The sequence below is a fragment of the Shewanella sp. 125m-1 genome (assembly GCF_052977065.1).
The window spans coordinates 253024-271710 of record NZ_JBRILT010000001.1 but is presented as its reverse complement, the minus strand read 5'-3'; the positions used below and the strand labels follow the sequence as shown (position 1 = coordinate 271710).

Genomic DNA, 18687 nt, shown 5'->3' with positions numbered 1-18687 from the left:
TTCGAACCCTCGATGGGAGTTAAAGCCCATACTCCCTTAGCAGGGGAGCGCCTTCGGCCACTCGGCCACCTCTCCGTTTCTTGGCGCACATATTACTGTCTGCCGAAAATAAGTCAAACCCTTTTTAAGAAAGCATTCCCGTTTGAGCTGTTTTTAAGCACCTTGCTTGTATAACAGTCTAACTTCCCCTTCAAATTGGATTTTTTAACTGTTTATGGAAACTTATAGACTCGAAAATTTGAAAAGTCAGCTATCAACTGACGACTAGAATTCTTCAATTGATCTCATTAAGATCAAAAGTTACCCACATCGATTAGTATTAGCATATTCAAGAGACATAAAATAAAAAAGCCAGTTATTAACTGGCTTCTAGAATTCTTAAATTGATCTGGATTAGATCAAAAGTTACCGCCTTCTGATGGCGTACCTGATTTTTCAGACTGAATGCGCTGGTAAATCTCTTCACGATGCACAGAGACTTCTTTAGGTGCATTTACACCAATTCTTACTTGGTTACCTTTAACGCCTAATACAGTGACAGTTACTTCATCACCAATCATCAGTGTTTCACCAACACGACGAGTCAATATCAGCATTATTTTGCTCCTTTAGTTCCTAATTCTGCTTTATACGGCATAATTCCGTTATAACTGTATTATAAGGTTAGCTTAGTACAAAATAACAGTATTCTATGAGAAAAGCGTCAAATAATTACACCTTTTTCAGTAAAATATCACAGTTAAGTGTTTGAAACCTTTTTAACCAGATTGAGAATAACTTTTACCCAATAAATATCATTATCAGGTGTTAACATTAAACTAGCATGAATTAGAAGATTACCCAAATCTAAGGCTACAATATACAAACTTAGGCTAAACAACTCTCTAATTCAGTTTTAAAATAAGGGCTATTCATCTTAAATTCCCTGCCCATAAACATCAGTAAAAATCACTATCAACCGGATATATACTCGCAGGCAAAAACGGTTTTAATAAATCAAAATAAGTTTATTTATTCCATAAAAAAACGTCCATAACGGACGTTTTTATTTAAGGTTAGCTATCGCTTTAGCCTATTTAAGACAGTTTAGCGGTTATCCAAGGGATAACTTGCTCTAACGCGCCGTCAAGGTTCTCTGGCTGGCTACCGCCAGCTTGAGCCATGTCAGGACGTCCGCCACCTTTACCACCAACTTGAACAGCGATAGAAGCGACTAATTCACCCGCTTTGACTTTGCCAGTCAAATCTTTAGTCACACCAACAATCAAGTTAACCTTATCTTCGCCTGCGATAGCAAGAACCACAATACCAGATTGTAGCTTTTGCTTAAGCTCATCTTGCAGGCCGCGTAGTGCGCCTGCATCGATACCTTCAAGCTTCTTAACTAACACCTTAACGCCATTTACATCAACAGCTTCGCCAGCAAGATCGGCACTTGTCGCTGCAGCCAGCTTATCTTTCAACTGAGATAGCTCCTTTTCAAGCTGCTTAGTTTTATCAAGCTGCGCCTTAAGCTTAGTCACCACTGAAGCACTGTCACCCTTTAATAGTGCAGCAGCTTCTTCTAGGTCTGCTTGTTGCTTAGCAACATAGGCCATAGCAGCAGCACCGGTTACAGCCTCGATACGACGCACGCCTGCAGCAATACCACCTTCAGAGGTGATCTTGAATAAACCTATATCTCCAGTACGGCCAACGTGAGTACCACCACATAGCTCAATAGAGAAGTCACCCATGGTCACAACACGTACTTCAGAATCATATTTCTCACCAAACAGTGCCATTGCACCTTTTTCTTTGGCAGATTCGATATCCATGACTTCAGCAGTCAATTCGTGGTTACGACGAATTTGTGTATTAACAAGCTCTTCAACCTCTTTCAGCTCATGCGCTTTAACACCTTCAAAGTGAGAGAAGTCAAAACGTAAGCGGTCTGGATCGACCAAAGAACCTTTTTGAGTCACGTGAGTACCAAGTACTTGACGTAGCGCTGCGTGTAAAAGGTGGGTAACTGAGTGATTTAGCTCTGTTCTATGACGTAGCTTCTTATCAACATTAGCGGTTAATGCCTGACCGGTTTTAAGCTCGCCAGTGATAACACGCCCGATATGTCCAATTGCTTGACCATACTTTTGTGTGTCAGTAACAGTGAACTCAACTCCCTCTGCAATCAATATACCTTTATCGCCACTTTGACCGCCCGACTCACCATAAAATGGTGTGTTGTCGAGTACAATAACCGCTTCATCACCCGCCGCAATAGCGTCTGTTGCTTCACCTGATGTGAAGATAGCCGTTACTGTCGCTTGGTTATTAAGCTCGGTATAACCAGTGAAACGACTTTGTTCGTCAATTTTTAAACCTTCGTTATAGTCGGTATCAAACTGACCCGCAGCCTGTGCGCGACTGCGCTGCTCCGCCATTGCCACTTCAAAGCCAGCTTCATCGACAGTGATTTCACGCTCACGACAAACATCAGCAGTTAAATCGACAGGGAAGCCATAGGTGTCATAAAGCTTAAATGCTGTTTCGCCATCTAAAACATCAGTTGTTAATGCTGATAGCGCGGCATCCAAAATACCTAGCCCACGCTCTAATGTACGAGCAAACTGCTCCTCTTCAGCTTTAAGCGACTTCTCAACAATAGCTTGAGTCTCTTGCAAGCCTTTCGCTGCATCGCCCATCACTTCGATGAGTGTTGGTACTAACTTATAAAAGAAGCTTTCAGTTGCACCTAGCTTATTACCATGACGGACTGCACGACGAATAATACGACGCAGTACATAGCCGCGGCCTTCATTTGACGGCATAACGCCATCCGCAATCAAGAAGGCACATGAACGAATATGGTCAGCAATCACACGTAGCGATTTGTTTTCAAGATCTGTTACACCAAGAATAGCGGCCGCTTTCTTGATTAACGCTTGGAAAATATCAATCTCATAGTTTGAATGTACACCCTGCATAATGGCAGCGATACGCTCAATACCCATACCAGTATCAACAGATGGCTTAGGCAGTGGCTTCATCTCACCGTCAGCTTGACGGTTGTACTGCATAAATACGATGTTCCAGATCTCAATAAAGCGATCGCCATCTTCTTCAGGTGTACCAGGACGTCCACCCCAGATATGATCGCCATGATCATAGAAGATTTCAGAACAAGGTCCACAAGGACCTGTGTCGCCCATTTGCCAAAAGTTATCTGATGCGTAAGCTGCACCTTTATTGTCGCCGATGCGGATAATGTTTTCTGCTGCAACGCCAATTTTCTTATTCCAGATTTCAAACGCTTCATCATCTGTTTCATAAATGGTGACGCAAAGACGCTCTTTTGGCAGCTTTAATTCTTCAGTAAGGAAAGTCCATGCAAAGTTAATCGCTTCTTCTTTGAAGTAATCACCAAAGCTAAAGTTACCTAACATTTCAAAGAATGTATGGTGACGAGCTGTATAGCCAACGTTATCTAAATCGTTGTGCTTACCACCCGCGCGTACACAGCGCTGTGAAGAAGTTGCACGAGAGTAACTACGCTTATCAGCACCCAAAAACACATCTTTAAACTGGTTCATACCCGCATTAGTAAATAGTAGGGTTGGATCGTTCACAGGAACGAGCGAACTACTATCAACGACCTGGTGACCATTTGTGCGGAAATATTCCAAAAAAGCACTTCGCAGTGCTGCAGTGGTTTGATACATGAAACCGTCCTGAATTAGGTTGTGCAAATAGCTCCAAAAGAGCTGAGTGATAAATTTTTATGGATAGCATTATAAGCAGAGTCATGGCTAACAACCAGCCCTGTTGATACAAAACTGTGTAGTGGCTAAGAAATTAGCGCCCTGAAGCTTGAATGAGTCAATATAAGAAGATAACGGAATCTGCTAAATACTTGCTAGCGCATCAAATGTAGCCGTTTGTAGTTCGTCATAAACACAGTTGCGCAATGGGGAATATCATGACGCAATGAGTTTGTCGCTATCGAAGAGTTTTTAGTTGCAGAAAATAGAAATCTTGGATGGGTGATCTAGTCGAGCTCTCTTACGAGAATGGTCGCGGCGCACAGAGTTATTCATCGTGGAATAAAACTCATAGCGCAACCGCGAAATGCATAGCTGAAAGGCTCAGCTATGCATTTAGAGTGGGCTTAAAATACTTCGCCAGTCTCTAAGTCAACGTTGTCACCGGCTGTATCGGCAGCCTCAGCAGTAACCTTCTCACCTTTGCCTAACAGCATAGCGCGTAGCGTCGTTTCGATTTCATCTGACACTGCAGGATTTTCGATTAAGTACTTACCTGCGTTTGCACGGCCTTGACCAATCTTATTGCCTTTATAGGCATACCAGGCACCTGACTTTTCAATTAGCTTATGCATAACACCTAAGTCAACGAGCTCGCCAGTTTTGTTAATGCCTTGGCCATAAAGGATCTGAAATTCAGCTTGTTTAAATGGCGCAGCAATCTTGTTCTTAACCACTTTTACACGGGTCTCGTTTCCGATCACTTCTTCTCTATCTTTAATCGCACCAGTACGGCGAATATCTAGACGAACTGAAGCGTAGAACTTAAGAGCGTTACCACCCGTTGTCGTCTCTGGATTACCAAACATAACACCAATTTTCATACGAATTTGGTTAATGAAGATTAGCAAAGTGTTTGACTGCTTAAGGTTACCAGCAAGCTTACGCATCGCTTGGCTCATCATACGCGCCGCAAGGCCCATGTGAGAGTCACCAATTTCACCTTCGATTTCAGCTTTTGGTGTCAATGCTGCTACCGAGTCAACGACGATAACATCTACAGCACCACTGCGTGTTAATGCGTCACAAATTTCTAGTGCTTGCTCACCTGTATCAGGCTGAGAACAAAGTAGGTTATCGATATCAACACCTAGCTTTTTAGCATAAATAGGGTCTAGAGCATGCTCTGCATCGATAAAGGCACAGGTTTTTCCCTGCTTCTGAGCTGCTGCAATCACTTCTAGGGTCAGTGTTGTTTTACCTGATGACTCTGGACCGTAGATTTCAACGATACGACCCATAGGCAATCCGCCTGCACCTAAAGCAACATCCAAAGATAATGAGCCAGTAGAAATCGTTTCTACGTCCATTGAACGGTCTTCACCTAACTTCATGATTGAGCCTTTACCAAACTGCTTCTCAATCTGACCTAAAACGGCGTTCAGTGCTTTCTCTTTATTTGGATCTATCTTCATTCTGATATCCTCTGGATCACAGTGCTACACGGTATTGGCACTGAATTTTCATTTGGTGACGACTCATTTTAGCCTTGGCTAGAGCCTCAATATGAAACTAGTATACTGTACAATCATACAGTATCAAGTGCTGTGTAAAAATATTTTACAAAAAGTTTAAAATCAATCATTTAGGAGCATCTAGCATTTTTGCACAGTAATTTATTGCTGAAACACTGTAAGAATTCCGCCTAATCTAGACAAAATATTGTTAAGATTAGCGCCAATATTGTTTCAGGCGCTTTTAGCCGCCACAGTAAATCACAGGCAAAACAAATCGATGACCGCTATTGATCCGCAAAGCTTAGAAAAACATACCCCAATGATGCGTCAATATTTGACGTTAAAAGCCCAACATCCAGACATGTTGCTCTTTTATCGTATGGGCGATTTCTATGAGCTCTTTTATGAGGATGCCAAACGAGCCTCTGAGCTACTAGGGATCTCATTAACCGCACGAGGTAAAAGTGGTGGAGACCCGATTCCGATGGCAGGTCTGCCCTATCATGCGGTTGAAGGTTATCTGGCCAAGCTAGTGCAACTTCGTGTTTCGGTAGCGATTTGCGAACAAATTGGCGATCCTGCGACCTCTAAGGGACCGGTTGAACGTAAAGTAGTACGTATCGTTACCCCTGGAACCTTAACCGATGAAGCCCTACTGCAAGAAAGACAAGACAACTTACTTGCAGCGCTTTACCAGGGTAAAACCGGTTACGGCTATGCAACTTTAGATGTTGCTTCAGGTCGTTTTGTCATTACTGAACTTGCCAATACTGAAGCGCTTGAAGCCGAGTTACAACGGACCAACCCCGCTGAATTACTCTATAGCGAAGACTTCTCTGAAATGAGTCTAATCGCTGCAATGAATGGCACTCGACGCCGACCAGAATGGGAGTTCGACTACGACACTTGCCATCGATTACTGCTCAATCAGTTCGGCACTAAAGATTTAAAAGGCTTTGGCATCGAAGACGCGAGACTGTCACTCCAGGCTGCAGGCTGCTTAATGCAGTACGTCAAAGATACTCAACGTACCGCACTACCACATATCTACTCGATTGTGCGTTTTAATCAATCTGACAGCATAGTGCTAGATGCTGCAACGCGTCGTAACTTAGAGCTAACGGTGAACTTGCAAGGTGGGCGAGAAAACACCCTCGCCTCCGTGCTCGATAACACTGTTACGCCTATGGGCAGTCGTATGCTGCAGCGCTGGTTACATCAGCCACTTCGTGACCATGATATTATTCGTGCAAGACAGGCCTCGATTGAAGAGTTGCTGGGTAATGGTCACTATGAAGTGCTATCGGAAGATTTAAAAGCCCTTGGTGATATTGAGCGAATTACTGCACGTATTGCCCTACGCAATGCCCGTCCACGAGACTTTGCTCGCTTACGTCAAGCGCTCGCATTACTACCCCAGTTGCAACAAACGTTGACTCAAGCTACTGCTGCACACCTTAAATATCTATCGCAAGTGATTGGTGAGTTCCCCGATGAACTTGAGCTACTATCACGCGCCGTAGTCGATAATCCTCCGATGCTTATTCGTGATGGTGGTGTGATCCGTGAAGGATACAACGAAGAGCTCGATCAATGGCGTAAACTCAGTGAAGGCGCAACCGATTACCTTCATGAGCTTGAAGCTAGAGAAAAACACCAGACAGGAATTTCTACGTTAAAGGTCGGCTACAATCGCGTTCATGGCTACTATATCGAAGTCAGTCGCCGTGAGTCTGACTTGGTACCACTAAGCTACCAACGTAGACAAACACTCAAGAACACTGAACGCTATATTATCCCTGAGCTTAAAGAGCACGAAGAAAAGGTATTATCTAGCCAAGGTAAAGCGTTAGCGCTTGAAAAGCAGCTTTGGGAACAACTGTTTGATCTTATCTTGCCTAAATTACATGAGTTACAAGATTTTGCTAGAGCCTCTGCTGAATTAGACGTGCTATGTAATTTTGCCGAGCGTGCAGAGAGCCTGAACTATCACTGCCCAGAGCTATCAACTATTTCAGGGATCCAAATAGAAGCGGGTCGCCATCCAGTGGTAGAGCAAGTCAGCCAAAGCCCATTTATTGCCAATCCTGTGACTTTAAACAATCAACGCAAGATGTTAATTGTGACAGGTCCAAACATGGGCGGTAAATCTACCTATATGCGCCAAGTCGCATTGATTACCCTAATGGCACATATTGGCTGTTATGTTCCAGCAGAGCATGCCGTTATTGGTCCTGTAGATCGAATATTCACCCGAATCGGTGCATCTGATGATTTAGCCTCTGGCCGTTCAACTTTCATGGTCGAGATGACTGAAACTGCCAACATCTTACATAACGCGACCCCTAACAGCTTAGTGTTGATGGATGAAATTGGCCGTGGAACTTCAACTTACGATGGTCTTTCACTTGCTTGGTCTGCTGCAGAGTATTTGGCTACACACTTACAAGCAATGACGCTATTTGCCACCCATTACTTTGAGTTAACTCAACTGCCAGAGCAATTATCTAATGTGGAGAATGTGCATTTAGATGCCGTCGAGCATGGCGATAACATTGTATTTATGCATGCTGTTCAAGAAGGTGCAGCGAGCCGCAGTTATGGCCTACAGGTAGCTGCGCTTGCAGGTGTGCCTAATTGTGTGATTAGCGCCGCAAAGCATAAGTTGCATCAGTTAGAAAGCCGCGATCATGATAATCAATCCAATAATGCTCAGCAGCCTTTACAGCAAAGCATGAGCTTTTCAGCACCGGCGCCATCTCCCGCTTTGGAAGCATTAGCCAAGCTAAACCCGGATGAATTAACGCCAAGACAAGCATTAGATTATCTATACAACCTTAAGAAGTTGACACTTTAATTGTTTGAAGTGCTCAGTCGCCATATTGCTTCAATATGGCTAAATTAAAGTGCGCTGAGCTAAAGTGCGCTAAACGCCAAACATGAGATACTAAAAAAGCGCAGTTGATAATCAGCTGCGCTTTTATTTATACCCTTACTTTTTATACTCTAGATTACATTCTAGATTACGCTCTGAAGATTGCTTCTACAGAAAGGCCTTGCGCCCCCAGTAAGTCCTTCAAGCGCTTAAGCGCCTCGACCTGAATTTGACGTACTCTTTCACGAGTCAAACCAATCTCTTTGCCTACATTTTCTAGAGTTGACGGCTCATAACCTAACAAACCGAATCGGCGCGCTAGCACTTCTCGTTGCTTAGTATTGAGTTCATCTAACCACTTAACAACGGACTTAGACATATCTTCATCCTGAACCTTATAATCTGGCCCTACGTTGTCATCATCAGCAAGTACATCTAATAAGGCTTTATCACTTTCGCCACCTAGCGGTGTATCGACAGAAGTAATTCTTTCATTGAGCTTGAGCATACGGCTAACATCTGCACTCGGTAAATCGAGTTGGTCAGCGATCTCTTCTGCTGTCGGTTCGTGATCCAGCTTATGTGCGAGCTCTCTGGCTGTACGCAAATAAACATTAAGCTCTTTGACAACATGAATAGGTAAGCGAATAGTACGAGTCTGATTCATGATTGCTCGTTCAATCGTCTGTCTAATCCACCATGTTGCATAGGTTGAGAATCTGAAACCACGCTCGGGGTCAAATTTTTCTACGGCACGGATCAAGCCCAAATTACCTTCTTCGATAAGATCTAGCAGCGCTAAGCCACGATTATTGTATCGACGAGCAATTTTTACGACTAGCCTGAGGTTACTTTCAATCATACGATTGCGAGATTTCTCACAGCCTTTTAAGGACTTTCGTGAAAAATAGACTTCTTCCTCAGCACTGAGGAGGGGGGAAAAACCAATTTCGCCTAGATACAATTGAGTCGCATCTAGATTTTTTTGTAGATCATCTTGTACTTGCTGCTCAAGTTCAGCTTCTTTGATCTCTTGTTTAGTATCTTTATTCGTTAACTGATCTGCAGATTGACTTTTAGCGTTATCTGCTACAACGGCATTACTTACTCTGCCCATAATATCTCTCCCGAATTTCTAAATAAATTACTGCACGTTACTATCCTCCGATCCGCCAAATTGGCAACCTAACAAACATTAACTATTGTTTAGGCAAAAATTTTAAAGGGTTTACTGACTTACCATGGTAGCGGATCTCAAAATGTAGCATGACCCGATTAGTACCAGTATTACCCATTGTCGCTACAGTCTGTCCAATCGTGACAGCCTGCTTTTCTTTAACTAAGATCTTATCTGCATGAGCATAAGCACTGAGATAATCATCACTATGTTTGATGATAACCAAATTACCGTACCCTCGAAGTGCACTACCAGCATAAACAACTCTACCGCTTGCAGCTGCTTTAATCGCATCACCTCGATTTCCAGCGATCTTTATTCCTTTATTTCCCTGCTCTTTGGCAGAGAAAGTACCAAACACTTTTCCTTTTACAGGCCATGACCATTTGCTTACTTTGTTTGGAAGCTCGGCTGGCTTGTGGACAACCCTGTTAGCATCTTGTTGATTGCTTGTAACAGAATACGCAGGCTTAGGATTAGGATCAAGCTGTTTTTTTGACCTTTCATTCTGAGGACTTACAGATACAGGTTTAACACTAACCTGTTGACTTGAATCGCCTTTACTCGACTTAACTGGTTTTTTAGGCGCTGAATTAGTTGTTTTTTTAACACTTTGGCTATTTGTAACATATTTTTTAGAGCTTAAGCTCAAAACTTGTCCAGGGTAGATGGTATAAGGCTTTGGTAGACGATTGCTCTTAGCAATATCAACGAAATCTTTATTAGATCCCCATGCGATTGAATATAAAGTATCGCCTTTTTTAACCACATAACGGCTTGCCGTTATCGATCCTTTACTGATCGACGGCGTTGATGGTCCATTCAAAGACTCCACAGGAGCGGGCCTATCAGCCTGAAAACTACAGCCACATAGCACCAGTGATAGGCAGACACTTAACAAACATACCAACCTCATTATTAACTCATCACCCCAAATCAACCTATTTCACTGTTTAATGCTTATGGAAAAAAACTATGCAAGTTCGCCATTAATAAGTGGCACGAAACGAACATCTTCAACGACTTCAGACGAATATTTATCACCACGACGTGTCACTGTTAATAACTGCTGCGCGGTTTCCCCAACCGGGATCACTAAGATGCCACCGTCAACTAACTGAGAGACCAATGCCTCGGGAATTGAGCTTGCTGCAGCAGTAACCATGATTGCATCATAAAGGCCTTTACTCGGCCATCCTTGCCAACCATCACCATATTTAAAAGCGATATTGTGTAAGTCGAGCCTTTTTAATCTTTGCCTAGCTTGGATCTGTAAGCTCTTGATCCGCTCCACAGTAAACAGCTGCGGTACTAATTTTGCCAAAATGGCAGCTTGATAACCTGAGCCAGTTCCTATCTCTAACACCTTTGTTGGCTTAGTTTGCAAGATGATCTCTGTCATTTTAGCAACAATATAGGGCTGAGAAATCGTTTGCCCTTGCCCTATAGGCAGCGCCGTATTCTCATAAGCTTTGTGACCCAGAGCCGCATCGAGAAATTGCTCTCTCGGGGTGTTTGCCACTGCCAGTAGTACCGCTTCATTACGGATCCCTGCCTCAAACAAACTTCTTGCAAGGTTCAATGCTGATGTTGAGGCGACTGGGTTCATATTTCTGTTATTCCAATAGTCCAAAATGTCATTTATTCGAACAGTGATGATACTGTTATTGGGCAATTCATTAATTTCAGCACGCCCCATGTAAACAAGGTCGTGCACCAATTAATCGTGGATCTGAGTTAGCCAGTTCTCTAAGGCACTCACTTGCTCAAATGCCGTTAAATCAACAGTGAGCGGCGTGATAGACACATAGCCGTTGGCAACGGCATAAAAGTCAGTTCCTTCACTCGCATCTTGCTCATCACCTGGTGGGCCTAACCAAAAAATCTCTCGGCCCGCAGGATCTTGGGTTCTCACCATCCCTTCGGCTCGATGCCGTGCACCAAGGCGGGTTATCTTAATGCCTTTGACTTCATCCAAAGGAAGATCTGGCACATTAATATTCAAGATTTTATCTTGTGCAACTGGGCTCTCTTGCAAAGCTTTAACTATTTTTAACGCATAATGAGCCGCGGTATCATAGTGTTTCAACTCATGACCCACTAATGAGATAGCAATGGCTGGAAAGCCTAAGAAGCGCCCCTCCATTGCTGCGGCAACGGTACCTGAATACAGAGTATCATCACCCATATTCGCACCCGCATTAATACCAGATACCACCATATCGGGTTCATCTTGATACAGCTCTCTAATTGCTAAGTGCACACAATCAGTCGGCGTGCCACTCACCGAAATAAAACCATTATCTAAGGTATTCAGTCGTAGTGGATTGGTCAAGGTTAACGAGTTACTCGCACCAGAGCAGTTTCTATCAGGTCCAACCGTCAATGTTTCTGCTATTTGGCTCAATGCTGCGGTTAACGCAGCAATACCTTCAGCATTCACACCATCGTCATTGCTGATCAAAATCTTCATTGCTCAGCCTCAGCGCTTCTTTGTTCAGCGAGCATCTGTTGACGCGCGACTTCTTGAACATCTTGATACTGAAACAGCTCACGCAGTATCGAGGTTGCATAAGAGCCTGATGGTAATGCAAATTTAAGGGTAATGGTATCTTCATCTACTTGATATTGCAGATGTTGTGGCTCAAGTAACAAAGCACGTCTCTCTTGGCTAAGACCTGCATGCTCTAAACCGTCTTTATCAATTGCGAGTGACTCAAGAGCGTCTGCCTCGCACAGAGCGGCTTCTCCCTGAGCAAGCGGTAAGCCACGCCCCCATAATGGTGCAGAAAGCTGAATATCTTTATTATTTAGGCGCTCTATTAATGTTTCATCCCACAGCTCTGCAACAAAGTAACTTTTGCTGCCAGCAAGCATGACACAATCACCCGCTAAGGGTTTAGTGCCGTGCAGCGCTAAACGACCTGAACCAGCAACATTAAACACGTTTGAGCGTACTGCAGACAGATACATACTACGCTTGTTACGGTCTTTAACTTTACGGCCTGTAAACATCTGGCGACCAAACACTAAATTTTTACCATCATGCCCAAAACGTTGCTCACCAAAATAGTTCGGTACGCCTTGTTCCCTAACTAAGTCAATACGTCTAATCACATCATTAATATCGCTAACATTACGTAAAATTAGGGTAAAGCGATTGCCTGCTAGTGCGCCAATCCGTAGCTTTTTGCTGTGTCTTGCAGCGCTAAGTACTGTAACTTGCTCACAATTTAGCTGCTGCCAGTCTGGCGTTTCTTTGCCAGGAATACGCACCCCAAACCACTGTTCTGTCACTGCATGCTTATCTTTTTGACCTGCATATGTCACCTCTTTTGGGTGTACATGCGCAAAGATCGATAGCCTCTTGACTATTTCAAGAGTATTGAGTCCGTCTTTACGGATGTGGAGCAAATGATGCTCACCCTCGCCTGTCGGTGCGAAAGGCAAAATCTCTTGCACTTGAAAGTCACTATTATGGGTACGCAGATCGGCAGTGGAAGTTGGCTTGCCGTATAAATAATGTAATTCGCTCATATCGCTAAATGATCTCACTAAAGTATCTGACTATCTTTAAAATCTATTGTTACTACTGCTTGCTAAGCTAGCAAGCCTACACAATTAACTAGGCTTTTATCATCAGCACAACGGCTTCAACTGCTATGCCTTCTTTTCTGCCAGTAAAGCCAAGCTTTTCCGTTGTTGTCGCCTTAACATTGATATCATTAATATCTGCTGCAAGATCTTCAGATAACAACGCTCGAATAGCTTCTATATGAGGAGCCATTTTCGGCGCCTGAGCAATAATCGTGACATCTAAGTTAGATAGGCTAAAGCCCATATCGGTCGCCAACGTATAGCAATGCCTTAACAGGACACGGCTGTCAGCGCCTTTGAACTCGGGGTCGGTATCTGGGAAATGCTTGCCAATGTCGCCTAGCGCCATCGCTCCAAGAATCGCATCAGAGATTGCATGCAGGACGACATCACCATCAGAATGTGCAATTAAGCCCACATCGTAAGGTACTTCGACACCGCCTAGAATAAGTGGTGGCTCGCCACCAAACTTGTGTACATCAAACCCGTGACCAATTCTAATTTTCATAGGTGTTCCTATTTATCTATCTAATGGATGCTACGGCTGCTTGTTATAGTGTATTTTTGAGAAACAGCGCTGCAAGTTGCAAATCATCTGGGTGCGTCACTTTAATGTTATCGGCACGTCCTGAGACGATCCCCGGCATAATTCCAGCCCACTCCATAGCAGAGGCCTCATCAGTGATCAGTGCACCAGCAGCTAATGCATCGCTCAAGTGATGCATCAAACTTGAAACAGGAAAGTATTGCGGCGTTAATGCATGCCATAGTCTTTCTCGGCAGACTGTTTCACTAATTAAGCCATTAGCATCGCTACGTTTCATCGTATCACGCACTGGCGCCGCTAAAATGGCACCCTGCGGGAACGTACTAGCAGACTCAATTAACTTATCTATATCATGATGGGTCAAACACGGACGCGCAGCATCATGCACTAATGCCCAAGCATCTAGACTCGCAACCTTTAACGCAGCTAATACCGAGTCTGCCCGCTCTTGGCCGCCATTAACACATTGCAATTTTGGGTGTTTAGCTTGCTCCAAACTGGCAAAGATGGCGTCTGCCGGATTCAACGCGACAATCACTTTCTCAATGTTTGGATGTGATAATAGACAATCTAAGGTATGGCTCAAGATGCTCTGCTGGTTTAGCTGAAGGTACTGCTTTGGGATCTCTGCCCCCATACGACTACCAATACCGGCAGCTGGGACAATTGCAATAATTTGCTTAGGTGTTTGGCTCATGATTGAGCTCCATATATTAACGACATCTTTCTCTCATCGACCTAGGACTTTACTAAATACACAAACAATCAACGCTGGTTAATCATTTGGTTTATTGCCGCGTTCGCCTCCGACAACACGGAAGAAGGTTTCTCCCTCTTTAACCATGCCTAACTCATTGCGAGCACGCTCTTCTAACGCCTCGGTGCCACTACGAAGATCATTAATCTCTTCTCTTAAGACTTGGTTACGTGCAACTAATTGCGCATTACTTTGCTGCTGAAGCTTAATTTGCTCCTGCAAATGAAAAGACTCAGCAAGGCTCTTCTCCCCAAACCAAAGGCGATATTCAAGCATGGCAAGCAAAGCGATTAATACAATAAGAAGGCGTTTCATGATTAACAATAGAAATTGAGAATATTACACAGATAGTACAACAAAAAAGGCCACCGAGTGGTGGCCTTTTTAAAGTTTATAGCGATTTATGCTTGACCTTTGATCTCTTTAAGACCGTTATAAGGAGCTTTTTCGCCTAACTGCTCTTCGATACGAAGTAGCTGATTGTACTTAGCAACACGATCACTACGGCATAGTGAACCCGTCTTGATTTGACCTGCAGAAGTCGCTACAGCAAGATCGGCAATCGTTGCATCTTCAGTTTCACCACTACGGTGAGAGATCACCACAGTGTAACCCGCTTCTTTCGCCATTCGAATTGCCGCAAGAGTCTCAGTTAGTGAACCGATTTGGTTAAACTTAATCAAGATTGAGTTAGCAATATTATTGTCGATACCGCGCTTTAAGATTTTAGTGTTTGTAACGAAAAGATCGTCACCAACAAGCTGGATCTTATCACCCATGATTTGAGTCTGGTATGCCCAACCATCCCAATCTGACTCATCTAAGCCATCTTCGATTGAAGCAATTGGGTACTGCTCGGTTAGCGACTTAAGGAAGTCAGAGAAACCGTTTGCAGAGAATACTTTTCCTTCACCAGATAGGTCATATTGACCATCTTTATAAAACTCAGATGCAGCGCAATCTAGTGCTAGTGTAACGTCAGTACCTAGCGTGTAACCTGCTTGCTCTACTGCAACCTTGATGATGGCAAGTGCGTCAGCATTTGATGCTAGGTCTGGTGCGAAACCACCTTCATCACCCACTGAAGTGCTTAGGCCTTTAGCCTTAAGCACACTCTTTAGGCTATGGAAGATTTCAGCGCCCATACGTAGTGCTTCACGGAAGCTTTTCGCACCAACAGGTTGAACCATGAACTCTTGGATATCAACGTTGTTATCAGCGTGCTCACCACCGTTTAAGATGTTCATCATAGGAACAGGCATAGAGTACTGGCCAGGGGTGCCGTTTAGATCAGCTATGTGCGCATATAAAGGAACGCCTTTAAATGCTGCAGCCGCTTTAGCAGCAGCCAAAGAAACTGCAAGAATCGCGTTAGCGCCTAGCTTATCTTTGTTTTCTGTGCCATCTACGTCGATCATGATTTGGTCAAGTTCAGCTTGCGCTGTAGCATCTTTGCCCATCAACGCATCACGGATAAGTCCGTTGATGTTTTCAACAGCTTTTAATACACCTTTACCCATGTAACGTGCTTTATCGCCATCACGAAGCTCTAATGCTTCACGGCTACCTGTAGATGCGCCTGATGGTGCAGCAGCCATCCCCATGAATCCGCCTTCTAAATGAACTTCAGCTTCAACAGTTGGGTTACCGCGAGAATCCATGATTTCGCGACCGATAATGTTAATAATCTTAGCCATAATGCCCTCGATTTAAGTTTTAAAGATAAATTTAAAGATAAAAGTAAAACGAAATTCTGTTCATCTAAACTTGCATCGCTAGAAACAAAAAAACCGCCCCCATAGCATGGAAGCGGTTGTGTTTTGTTTAGTCTTCTAAATCACGTTTCTGGTAGGCAGCTGCGGCAGCAACAAACCCTTCAAATAACGGCTGACCATCGCGAGGAGTCGATGTAAACTCTGGGTGGAATTGACCGGCTACGAACCATGGGTGGTTTGGCAACTCAATCATTTCAACCAGTGAGCGGTCTGATGAAAGACCACTAAAGATCAAGCCTGCTTTTTCAAGGCGCTCTTTATAATTGTTATTCACTTCGTAACGGTGACGATGACGCTCTACACAGGTTGTCGATTTATAAGCCTTTGCAGCTTTAGTGCCTTCTTCAAGGTGACATAGCTGAGCACCTAGACGCATAGTACCGCCTAAATCAGACTCTTCATGACGCTCTTCAACTTGGCCATCTTCATTGATCCACTCAGTGATCAAACCAACAACTGGATGCGGCGTATTTGGTGCAAACTCAGTTGAGTGTGCGCCTTCAAGACCCGCTACATGGCGTGCGAATTCAATCAACGCAACCTGCATACCTAAACAGATACCAAAATATGGAAGGTTATTTTCACGAGCGTACTGAGCCGCCATGATCTTACCTTCAACACCGCGCTCACCGAATCCGCCAGGAACCAAGATACCGTCTAAGCCTTGTAGGACTTCATCACCCTTAGCTTCTACGTTTTGTGAATCAATATACTTGATGTTCACTGATACGCGATTAAATAGACCCGCATGCTTTAAGGCTTCGTTAACTGACTTATATGCATCAGGTAGTTCAATGTACTTACCTACCATACCAATCGTCACTTCACCTACAGGGTTAGCTTCTTGGTAAACAACCTGTTCCCACTCAGACAAATCGGCTTCTTTACAATCGATGCCGAAACGCTTGGTCACAAGTTGGTCTAGACCTTGTGCTTTTAGTAGTGCAGGGATCTTATAGATACTGTCTACGTCTTTTAGTGAGATAACTGCACGTTCTTCAACGTTACAGAATAGAGAAATCTTAGCTTTCTCGTTTGCAGGAATAGCGCGATCACCACGACAAACCAACACATCTGGAGCGATACCGATAGAACGTAGCTCTTTTACAGAGTGCTGTGTTGGCTTAGTCTTAACTTCGCCCGCCGCGCCTAAGAAAGGAACAAGCGTCAAATGCATAAATAGGGTTCTATCACGGCCAAGCTCAACGCCTAGCTGACGGATAGACTCTAGGAATGGTAATGATTCAATATCACCTACCGTGCCACCAATCTCAACAATCGCCACATCATGACCTTCGCCACCAGCAAGGACTTTTTCCTTGATAGCGTTAGTAATGTGTGGAATAACCTGAATGGTTGCACCTAAGTAGTCACCACGACGTTCTTTACGAAGTACTTCTTCATAAATACGACCCGTAGTAAAGTTGTTACGACGGTTCATCTTGGTACGGATGAAACGCTCATAGTGACCTAAATCTAGATCAGTTTCAGCGCCGTCTTCTGTCACAAACACTTCACCGTGTTGTGTTGGACTCATGGTACCTGGATCTACGTTAATGTATGGATCCAGCTTCATAATGGTTACGTTTAGGCCGCGAGCCTCTAATATTGCAGCCAAAGAAGCTGCTGCAATGCCTTTACCTAGTGATGAAACCACGCCACCAGTAACGAAGATATACCTTGTAGTCATGCTGAACCTGAGAAAATGAGTTGGAAATATGTGCTTGTAAGAAAGCACTAGGACGGGGCAATATTATACCAAAGCAACAGTGATTCGACAAACTAGAATTAACTTAAAAGCTAAGTTATTTATTTCTCTCATCCAGTTTTACTTTATCCCAGTAGCCATCTAGCTCCGTTAATGAGTGTTCATTCATGCTGCGACCGTCCGCTTGCGCATAGGCTTCAACACCTCTAAATCGTCTTTCAAACTTATGATTTGCTTGCCTTAATGCCTTTTCAGGCTCAACCCCTAAGTGCCGGGCAAGGTTCACAACGGCAAACAATAAGTCACCCATTTCGTCTTGCACTTTTTGAGCATCGATTTTTTCTTGCTCAACTTCAAAAAGCACTTCATCGATCTCTTCATGGATTTTTGCAACCACCGGCGGTAACTCTGCCCAGTCAAAACCCACTCGGGCAACACGCTTTTGAATTTTCATTGAGCGTGATAATGCAGGCAAACTCAGTGGAATATCATCGAGTACAGAATCGAGTGCACGTTCGCTGCGCTCTAAAGCTTTTAACTGTTCCCAGTTTTGCTTGATCTCATCAGTACTTATTGTTGCTAATCCTTCAAACACATGGGGGTGACGGCGAGTCAATTTATCGCATATCCGCTCAACCACGGTATTGAAATCAAAAAGCCCCTGCTCTTTTCCCAACTGGCAGTAAAATACCACCTGAAAGAGTAGATCACCTAACTCGTCAGGCAACTCATCAAGCGCCATACGCTCAATGGTATCGGCGACTTCATAAGCCTCTTCGATAGTAAAAGGGACGATAGTTTGAAAACTCTGCGCCTTATCCCAAGGGCAACCCGAATCAGGATCACGCAGCTTGTGCATAATATTGAGTAGGGGGCGAGTATCACCAACAAAGCTTGTCATTTTACTTTCCTATTAACCTGTTCTTATATCGCCTGGTGTTTATTGCCCACAAGACTGCATACCTTGGCCAGTATTGATGTTAAGAGTAAACCA

At 43.8% G+C, this 18687-nt stretch carries 15 protein-coding genes; 1 reads left to right on the top strand and 14 read right to left on the bottom strand.

The window, feature by feature from the left end:
• Window positions 1–398: 398 nt before the first annotated feature.
• The 3 genes from csrA to recA form a co-directional block, all read right to left on the bottom strand.
• Window positions 399–596 (bottom strand): carbon storage regulator CsrA, encoded by a 198-nt coding sequence (gene csrA, locus ACVBIK_RS01145; RefSeq protein WP_006082602.1) that lies wholly within the window; start codon window positions 594–596, stop codon window positions 399–401.
• A 480-nt stretch (window positions 597–1076) separates the two neighbouring features.
• Window positions 1077–3701: an alanine--tRNA ligase gene (gene alaS, locus ACVBIK_RS01140; RefSeq protein WP_447161859.1), complete on the bottom strand. Its 2625-nt coding sequence runs from the start codon at window positions 3699–3701 to the stop codon at window positions 1077–1079.
• Window positions 3702–4147: 446 nt separating this feature from the next.
• On the bottom strand, window positions 4148–5215 hold the full coding sequence (recA, locus tag ACVBIK_RS01135) for a recombinase RecA (RefSeq protein ID WP_447161860.1): 1068 nt from the start codon (window positions 5213–5215) through the stop codon (window positions 4148–4150).
• Window positions 5216–5534: 319 nt separating this feature from the next.
• Between recA and mutS the strand changes: the two genes are divergently transcribed.
• Window positions 5535–8114, top strand: coding sequence for a DNA mismatch repair protein MutS (gene mutS / locus ACVBIK_RS01130; protein WP_447168878.1), 2580 nt, complete (start codon window positions 5535–5537; stop codon window positions 8112–8114).
• Between the two features lie 166 nt (window positions 8115–8280).
• Here the strand turns inward: mutS and rpoS are convergent, their stop codons facing one another.
• The 11 genes from rpoS to mazG form a co-directional block, all read right to left on the bottom strand.
• Entirely contained in the window at window positions 8281–9249 is a 969-nt protein-coding gene (rpoS, locus tag ACVBIK_RS01125) for an RNA polymerase sigma factor RpoS (RefSeq protein ID WP_447168877.1), read from the bottom strand.
• An 82-nt stretch (window positions 9250–9331) separates the two neighbouring features.
• Entirely contained in the window at window positions 9332–10225 is an 894-nt protein-coding gene (locus ACVBIK_RS01120; RefSeq protein ID WP_447168882.1) for a peptidoglycan DD-metalloendopeptidase family protein, read from the bottom strand.
• Between the two features lie 57 nt (window positions 10226–10282).
• On the bottom strand, window positions 10283–10918 hold the full coding sequence (locus ACVBIK_RS01115) for a protein-L-isoaspartate(D-aspartate) O-methyltransferase (RefSeq protein ID WP_447161863.1): 636 nt from the start codon (window positions 10916–10918) through the stop codon (window positions 10283–10285).
• Window positions 10919–11029: 111 nt separating this feature from the next.
• Complete coding sequence (gene surE, locus ACVBIK_RS01110) at window positions 11030–11782, bottom strand: 5'/3'-nucleotidase SurE (RefSeq protein WP_447163649.1); 753 nt, start codon at window positions 11780–11782, stop codon at window positions 11030–11032.
• Window positions 11779–12846, bottom strand: coding sequence for a tRNA pseudouridine(13) synthase TruD (gene truD / locus ACVBIK_RS01105; protein ID WP_447168876.1), 1068 nt, complete (start codon window positions 12844–12846; stop codon window positions 11779–11781). Before truD ends, surE begins: the two co-directional genes overlap by 4 nt.
• Window positions 12847–12934: 88 nt before the next feature.
• The gene (gene ispF / locus ACVBIK_RS01100) at window positions 12935–13414 is read right to left on the bottom strand and encodes a 2-C-methyl-D-erythritol 2,4-cyclodiphosphate synthase (protein WP_447168875.1); all 480 of its coding nucleotides are present in this window, start codon (window positions 13412–13414) and stop codon (window positions 12935–12937) included.
• Between the two features lie 43 nt (window positions 13415–13457).
• On the bottom strand, window positions 13458–14150 hold the full coding sequence (ispD, locus tag ACVBIK_RS01095) for a 2-C-methyl-D-erythritol 4-phosphate cytidylyltransferase (RefSeq protein ID WP_447161867.1): 693 nt from the start codon (window positions 14148–14150) through the stop codon (window positions 13458–13460).
• A 78-nt stretch (window positions 14151–14228) separates the two neighbouring features.
• Window positions 14229–14525 (bottom strand): cell division protein FtsB, encoded by a 297-nt coding sequence (gene ftsB, locus ACVBIK_RS01090; RefSeq protein WP_447161868.1) that lies wholly within the window; start codon window positions 14523–14525, stop codon window positions 14229–14231.
• An 86-nt stretch (window positions 14526–14611) separates the two neighbouring features.
• Window positions 14612–15907, bottom strand: a complete 1296-nt coding sequence (eno, locus tag ACVBIK_RS01085; RefSeq protein WP_447161869.1) for a phosphopyruvate hydratase — start codon at window positions 15905–15907, stop codon at window positions 14612–14614.
• A gap of 127 nt (window positions 15908–16034) precedes the next feature.
• Window positions 16035–17675 carry a CTP synthase gene (locus ACVBIK_RS01080; protein WP_447161870.1) on the bottom strand — a complete coding sequence of 547 codons (1641 nt, stop codon included), beginning with the start codon at window positions 17673–17675 and terminating at the stop codon, window positions 16035–16037.
• A 115-nt stretch (window positions 17676–17790) separates the two neighbouring features.
• Window positions 17791–18594 carry a nucleoside triphosphate pyrophosphohydrolase gene (gene mazG / locus ACVBIK_RS01075; RefSeq protein ID WP_447168874.1) on the bottom strand — a complete coding sequence of 268 codons (804 nt, stop codon included), beginning with the start codon at window positions 18592–18594 and terminating at the stop codon, window positions 17791–17793.
• Between the last annotated feature and the right edge of the window lie 93 nt (window positions 18595–18687).